The organism is Streptomyces amakusaensis, assembly GCF_039532665.1.
GTDB classification, from domain to species: domain Bacteria; phylum Actinomycetota; class Actinomycetes; order Streptomycetales; family Streptomycetaceae; genus Streptomyces; species Streptomyces amakusaensis.
The window spans coordinates 1-6,178 of record NZ_BAAASB010000055.1; the positions used below are offsets into that span (position 1 = coordinate 1).

A 6,178-nucleotide genomic window follows, 5' to 3' on the forward strand; every position below is an offset into this window, starting at 1 on the left:
CGCTGCCGATCCTGATGCAGGAGCTGTGGACCGCGTACGAGGCCGGGGGCAGCACGGCCGGTCTGCCCGCCGTCACCCCGTACCGCGGCTATCTGGAATGGCTCGCCCGCCAGGACAAGGACGCCGCACAGGAAGCGTGGCGACAGGTACTGGCCGGGGCTGAGGAGCCGACGTTGGTGGCTCCGGTGGATCGGGATGCCGCGCTGGTGCATGGCGAGGTGGTGTCGGGTGAGGCTGACGAGGTTCTGAACGCTGCTCTGCGGGAGTTGGTCCGTGTTCATGGTGTGACGCTGAATACGGTGGTGCAGGCGGCGTGGGCGCTGCTGGTGGCGAAGCTGCTGGGCCGCCGGGACGTGGTGTTCGGCGCGAGCGTCGCGGGGCGGCCGGCTGATCTGCCCGGTATGGAATCGATGCTGGGCCTGTTCATCAACACCGTTCCGGTACGGGTACGGTTCGACCCCGCGCAGACGGTGGCGGGCATGCTGGTGGAGCTCCAGGCCGAGCAGTCCGCGCTGATGGACTACCAGTATCTGAGCCTGAGCGACATCCAGCGCCTGGCGGGCGCGGGAGCCACCTTCGACACCATCCTCGCCTTCGAGAACTTCTTCTCCGGAGTGAAGAGCCAGGCACCGACGGGCGGTGCCGAAGGAGACCTCGCCGGTCCGGCCGGAGTGAGGGTGTTCGAGTCGGGGATTCGGGAGTCGATCAGTTATCCGTTGGGGTTGATCGCTGGGCCGGTGGGTGGTCTGAAGTTGCGGATCAATTACCGTCCGGATCTGTTCTCGGCGGGTGAGGCGCGGGGGCTTTTGGAGCGGTTGTTGCGGTTGCTGGGTGAGATGGCGGCTGCTCCGGACGCTCTGCTGAGCCGGGTGGAGGTGCTGGGCGAGGCCGAGTTCGGGCGTGTGGTGTCGGAGTGGAATGACACGTCGCGTCCGGTGCTGGGTGAGTCGTTCGTGGGGTTGTTCGAGGCTCGGGCTGTTCGTTCGCCGGACGCGGTCGCGGTGGTCGGTGGGGATGGTGAGTGGTCGTACGGGGAATTGAACGCGGCTGCTGATCGGGTGGCTTGTGGTCTGGTGGCTCGTGGTGTGGGTCGTGGGGACCGGGTCGGTGTGGTGATGGAGCGGTCCGTCGATCTGGTGGCGGTGCTGCTGGGTGTGGCGAAGGCGGGTGGTGCGTTCGTTCCGGTGAACGCGTCGTGGCCGGCCGCTCGTGCGCGGGTGGTGCTGGAGGACGTCGCACTGATCGTCGCGGACCGGGAGGTCTCCGAGGTTCTGGTGGAGGTCGTCCCTGCCGAAACCCTGCTGACGGGGCCTGATGGAGTGCCCGCTGTGCAGGTGAGTGGCGCTGATGTGGCGTATGTGATGTATACGTCGGGTTCGACGGGTGTGCCGAAGGGTGTGGAGGTTCCGCATTCGGCGGTGGCGGCGTTGGTGTCGGATTCGTCGTGGAGTGAGGCGGCTCGGGGTCGGGTGTTGCTGCATTCGCCTCATACGTTCGATGCGTCGACGTTCGAGTTGTGGGTGCCGTTGGTTCATGGTGGTTGTGTGGTGGTGGCTCCGCCGGGGTTGGTGGACGGGGAGGCGCTTGCTGGGTTGGTGGGTGTTCATGGTGTGACGGGGATGTTCATGTCCTCGGGGTTGTTCGGTGTGCTGGCTGAGGAGTCTCCGGGGGCTTTGGCGGGTGTGTCGGACGTGTTGACCGGTGGGGATGTGATGGCCGCCGGTGCGGTGGCGGCGGTGCGTGGGGCGTGCCCGGGGTTGACGGTGCGTCATGTGTATGGTCCGACGGAGACGACCGTGATTGTGACGGTGCATACGGTCGAGCCGGGTGGGGTGGCGGCGGAGGTGCTGCCGATCGGGCGGCCGATGGACAACACGAAGCTGTTCGTGCTGGACGAGTTTCTGCGGCCGGTGCCGGTGGGCGTCAACGGTGAGTTGTATGTGTCGGGTGCTGGGCTGGCTCGTGGGTATGGGGGCCGTCCGGGGTTGACGGCTGAGCGGTTTGTGGCGAGTCCGTTCGAGGTGGGTGTGCGGATGTATCGCACCGGGGATCTGGTGCGGTGGACTCCGGACGGTGAGGTGGTGTTCGCGGGTCGTGCGGATGCGCAGGTGAAGATCCGTGGGTTCCGGGTGGAGCCGGGTGAGATCGAAGCGGTCCTGGCCGGGCATGAGTCGGTGGGTCAGGTCGCGGTGGTGGTGCGTGAGGACCGGCCGGGTGACAAGCGGCTGGTGGCGTATGTGGTCCCCGCCGGTACGGCTGGTGTTTCCGCTGTTGATGCGGTGGTGTTGCGGGAGTTCGTGGGGGAGCGGTTGCCGGAGTTCATGGTTCCGGCGGCGGTGGTGGTGCTCGGTTCGCTGCCGTTGACGGTGAACGGGAAGCTGGACCGGGGTGTGCTGCCGGTGCCGGAGTTCGCGGGTGGGACGGCGGGTGGTCGTGGTCCGGCGACCCCGGTGGAGGAGGTCCTGTGTGGCCTGTTCGGCGAGGTGCTGGGTCTGGACCGGGTCGGCGCGGAGGTGTCGTTCTTCGAGCTGGGGGGTGACTCGCTCCTCGCGATGCGGTTGATCGCCCGGGTCCGTTCCGTCCTCGACACCGAAGTCAGCATCCGAGACCTGTTCACCGCAGCCACCGTGGCGGGGCTGGCCGGCCTGATCGACGAGACGGACGGTGAGACCCGTATCGCGCTCACGCGCCGGGAACGGCCGGACGCGGTACCCCTCTCCTACGCGCAGCAGCGGATGTGGTTCCTCAACCGGCTCGATGAAGCCGACTCGGGTGCCGACGCGGCGTACAACCTGCCGTTGACTCTCCGGCTCTCGGGTGAGCTGGATGTCGCGGCGCTGGAGGCGGCTCTCGGTGATGTGGCCGACCGGCACGAGAGCCTGCGGACCGTCTTCCCCGAGACCGACGGCGCACCCCGCCAGCACATCCTCGAAGGCACCGACGGGCGACCCCCGCTCATCGTGGTCGAGACCACGGAGAGCCAACTCGAAGAAGTCGTGACCGCCCACTCGGCCCGAGGCTTCGACGTGAGCGTCGATCTGCCCTGGCGGACCTGGCTGCTGGTGACTGGTCCTTCGGAGTACGTCCTGCTGATCGTGGCGCATCACATCGCGGTCGACGGCTGGTCGATGGGCGCGCTCTCGCGCGACCTGGGCACGGCCTACACCGCCCGCCATGAAGGCCGGGTCCCGGGCTGGGAGCCGCTGCCGGTCCAGTACGCGGACTACGCGCTCTGGCAGCGCGAAGTCCTCGGCGACCTGGACGACGAGGACAGTCTGATCTCCAGTCAGATCAGCCACTGGCGGGAGGCGCTGGAAGGCGCGCCGGAGGAGCTCAGGCTCCCGGGCGACCGGCCGCGGCCACCCATGCCGTCGTTCGAAGGCCGCACGGTCCCCCTGCGTGTGGGCCCTGAGGCGCACGCCGGTCTGGTGGAGGTCGCCGGGCGCGGCCGGGCGACCATGTTCATGGTCGCGCATGCCGCGCTGGCCGTACTCCTCTCCCGGATGGGCGCGGGCGAGGACATCCCCCTCGGCACCCCGATCGCTGGCCGAGGTGATGCGGCCCTGGACGACCTGGCGGGCTTCTTCGTCAACACCCTCGTCCTCCGCGCCGACCTCAGCGGCGACCCCACCTTCACCGAACTGGTGAGTCGGGTCCGAGAGACGGATCTGTCCGCCTACGCGCATCAGGACGTGCCGTTCGAGCGGCTGGTGGATGTCCTGAGTCCGGTTCGTTCGCTCTCCCGGAACCCGCTGTTCCAGGTGATGCTGGCGCTCCAGAACGTCCCGGAGGCGCGCTGGGAACTGCCCGGCCTTGAGGTCGCGCCCCTGCCGCCCGCATCGGAGTTGGCTGCCCGGTTCGACCTCTCTGTTGACCTCGTTGAGGAGCGGGATGCGGAGGGTGGTCCTGCGGGTATCGGTGGCGGGATTCTGTATGCGACGGATCTGTTCGACGCGGCGACGGTTGAGGGTTTGGCGCGGCGTTTGGGTCGGGTGCTGGAGCAGGTGGCGGCTGATCCGGATGTGCGGCTGAGTGAGATCACCGTGTTGGACGAGGTCGAGCGGTCGTGGGTGGTGTCGGAGTGGAACGACACGGCTCTGCCGGTTGAGGCGGACACGTTCCTGGATCTGTTCGCGGAGCGTGTCGCGAGCGTGCCTGAGGTGCCGGCGGTCCGGTGCGGCGGTGATGTTCTCTCGTACGGGGAGCTGGACGGGCAGGCGAACCGGCTGGCCCGGTACTTGGTCGCTGCGGGTGTGGGTCGGGAGCGGGTGGTGGGTCTGTGCCTGCCGCGTGGGATCGACATGGTGGTGGCGCTGCTCGCGGTGTGGAAGGCGGGCGGGGCGTATGTACCGCTGGACCCGGAGTACCCGTCCGACCGGCTCGCGTACATGGTCGCCGACAGCGGCGCGGTGCTCGTCCTGGGGGCGGAGATTCCCGGGATCGACGTGCCCGTTGTGCGCCTGGACGAGGTCGGAGCGGGTTCTGCCGAGCCGCTCGGCGTGAGCGTGAGCCCGGACCAGCTGGCGTATGTGATCTATACGTCGGGTTCGACGGGTCGTCCGAAGGGTGTGGCGGTCGCTCATGGCGGGGTGGCGAATCTGGCGCTGGCGATGCGTCCCGCGCTGGGTGTGGCTGAAGGGGTGGTGGCGCTTCAGTTCGCTTCCTTCAGCTTCGACGCGGCCGTGCTCGATGTCGCGGTCACTCTCGCCGCTGGTGGAACGCTGGCGATCGCGTCGGGTGAGGAGCGGCGGGAGCCGGAGGCGTTGGCGGAGATGATCCGCACCTCCGGTGTCGAGGTCGCGAGCGTCGTCCCCTCACTCCTCGGGGTCCTCGACCCGGCGGCGGTGCCCGGGGTGCGGAACTGGGTCCTCGGTGCCGAGCGGCTCAATGCCGATCTGGCGAGTCGGTGGCTCGCTGGTTCCCGGGTCTGGAACACCTACGGTCCGACCGAGGCGACCGTCATCACCACCGCCGTTCCTCTCGACGCCGGGATGACCCCGGACGATCAGCCTCCGGCGATCGGGAGCCCGATCGGCAATGCCCGGGTCTTCGTCCTGGACGGTTTCCTCCAGCCGGTCCCGGTCGGTGTGACCGGTGAGCTGTACGTCTCGGGTGACGGCCTGGCCCGGGGCTATGCGGGGCGCGCCGACCTGACGGCGGAGCGTTTCGTGGCGAGCCCGTTCGGCGGGCGGATGTACCGCTCGGGTGACCTGGCCCGCTGGAGTGCGGACGGTCAGCTGTGGTTCGCGGGGCGTGCGGATGAGCAGGTGAAGATCCGTGGCTTCCGAGTCGAGCCGGGCGAGGTCGAGTCCGTACTCGCCGCGCACGAGAGCGTCGGTCAGGTCGCGGTGATCGTCCGTGAGGACCGGCCGGGTGACAAGCGCCTGGTCGCCTACGCCGTGCCCACGACCGCCGACAGTTTTGACGCCGAGGCGCTCAAGCGGTTCGCGGGGGACCGGCTGCCGGAGTACATGGTTCCGGCGAGCGTCCTTGTCCTGGACGTCCTCCCGCTGACCGTCAACGGCAAGCTCGACAAGGCCGCGCTCCCGGTCCCCGATGCGGGGGAAAGTGGTGGGCGTGCTCCGGTAACTCCGGTGGAGGAGACGCTGTGCGCGTTGTTCGCCGAGGTGTTGGGGCTTGAGCGGGTCAGTGCCGACGGTTCGTTCTTCGAGCTGGGCGGCGACTCGATCATGTCGATGCTGCTGGTGTCGAGTGCCCGTAAGGCGGGGCTGGTCATCACCGCCCGCCAGGTCTTCGAACGCCAGAGCCCGGAGGGGCTGGCTGTGGTGGCCGGTGTGGTGGGTGAGGGTGCCGCGGTGGGCGGTGGTGATGCGGGTGTGGGTGAGATTCCGCTGACGCCGGTCATGCATGAGCTGATCGAGCGGGTGGGTGCGGAGAAGCTGGGGCAGGTTGTTCTGTCCGCGATGGTGGAGACCCCGGTGGGGCTCGACTTCACGGTCCTGACGGACGCGGTTCAGGCGCTGGTCGATCACCACGACATCCTGAGGGCACGCCTGGAGGAGGCCGGCACCGTACGGAAGCTGATCGTTACCGAGCCCGGCGACGGCCTCGCCGGGCGGCTCCTGCGCCGAGTGGACGCGACCGGGCTGGCCGGAGACGGACTGAACGGTCTGGTCGGCGAGGAGATGAAGGCGGCCGTGGACGGGCTGGATCCGTG

The 6,178-nt window shown here is 68.7% G+C and carries 1 protein-coding gene; it reads left to right on the forward strand.

Annotation, left to right across the window (positions count from 1 at the left end):
- Positions 1-6,178: amino acid adenylation domain-containing protein (locus ABD371_RS35570; RefSeq protein ID WP_344486870.1), on the forward strand; the 6,178-nt coding region annotated here is incomplete at both ends.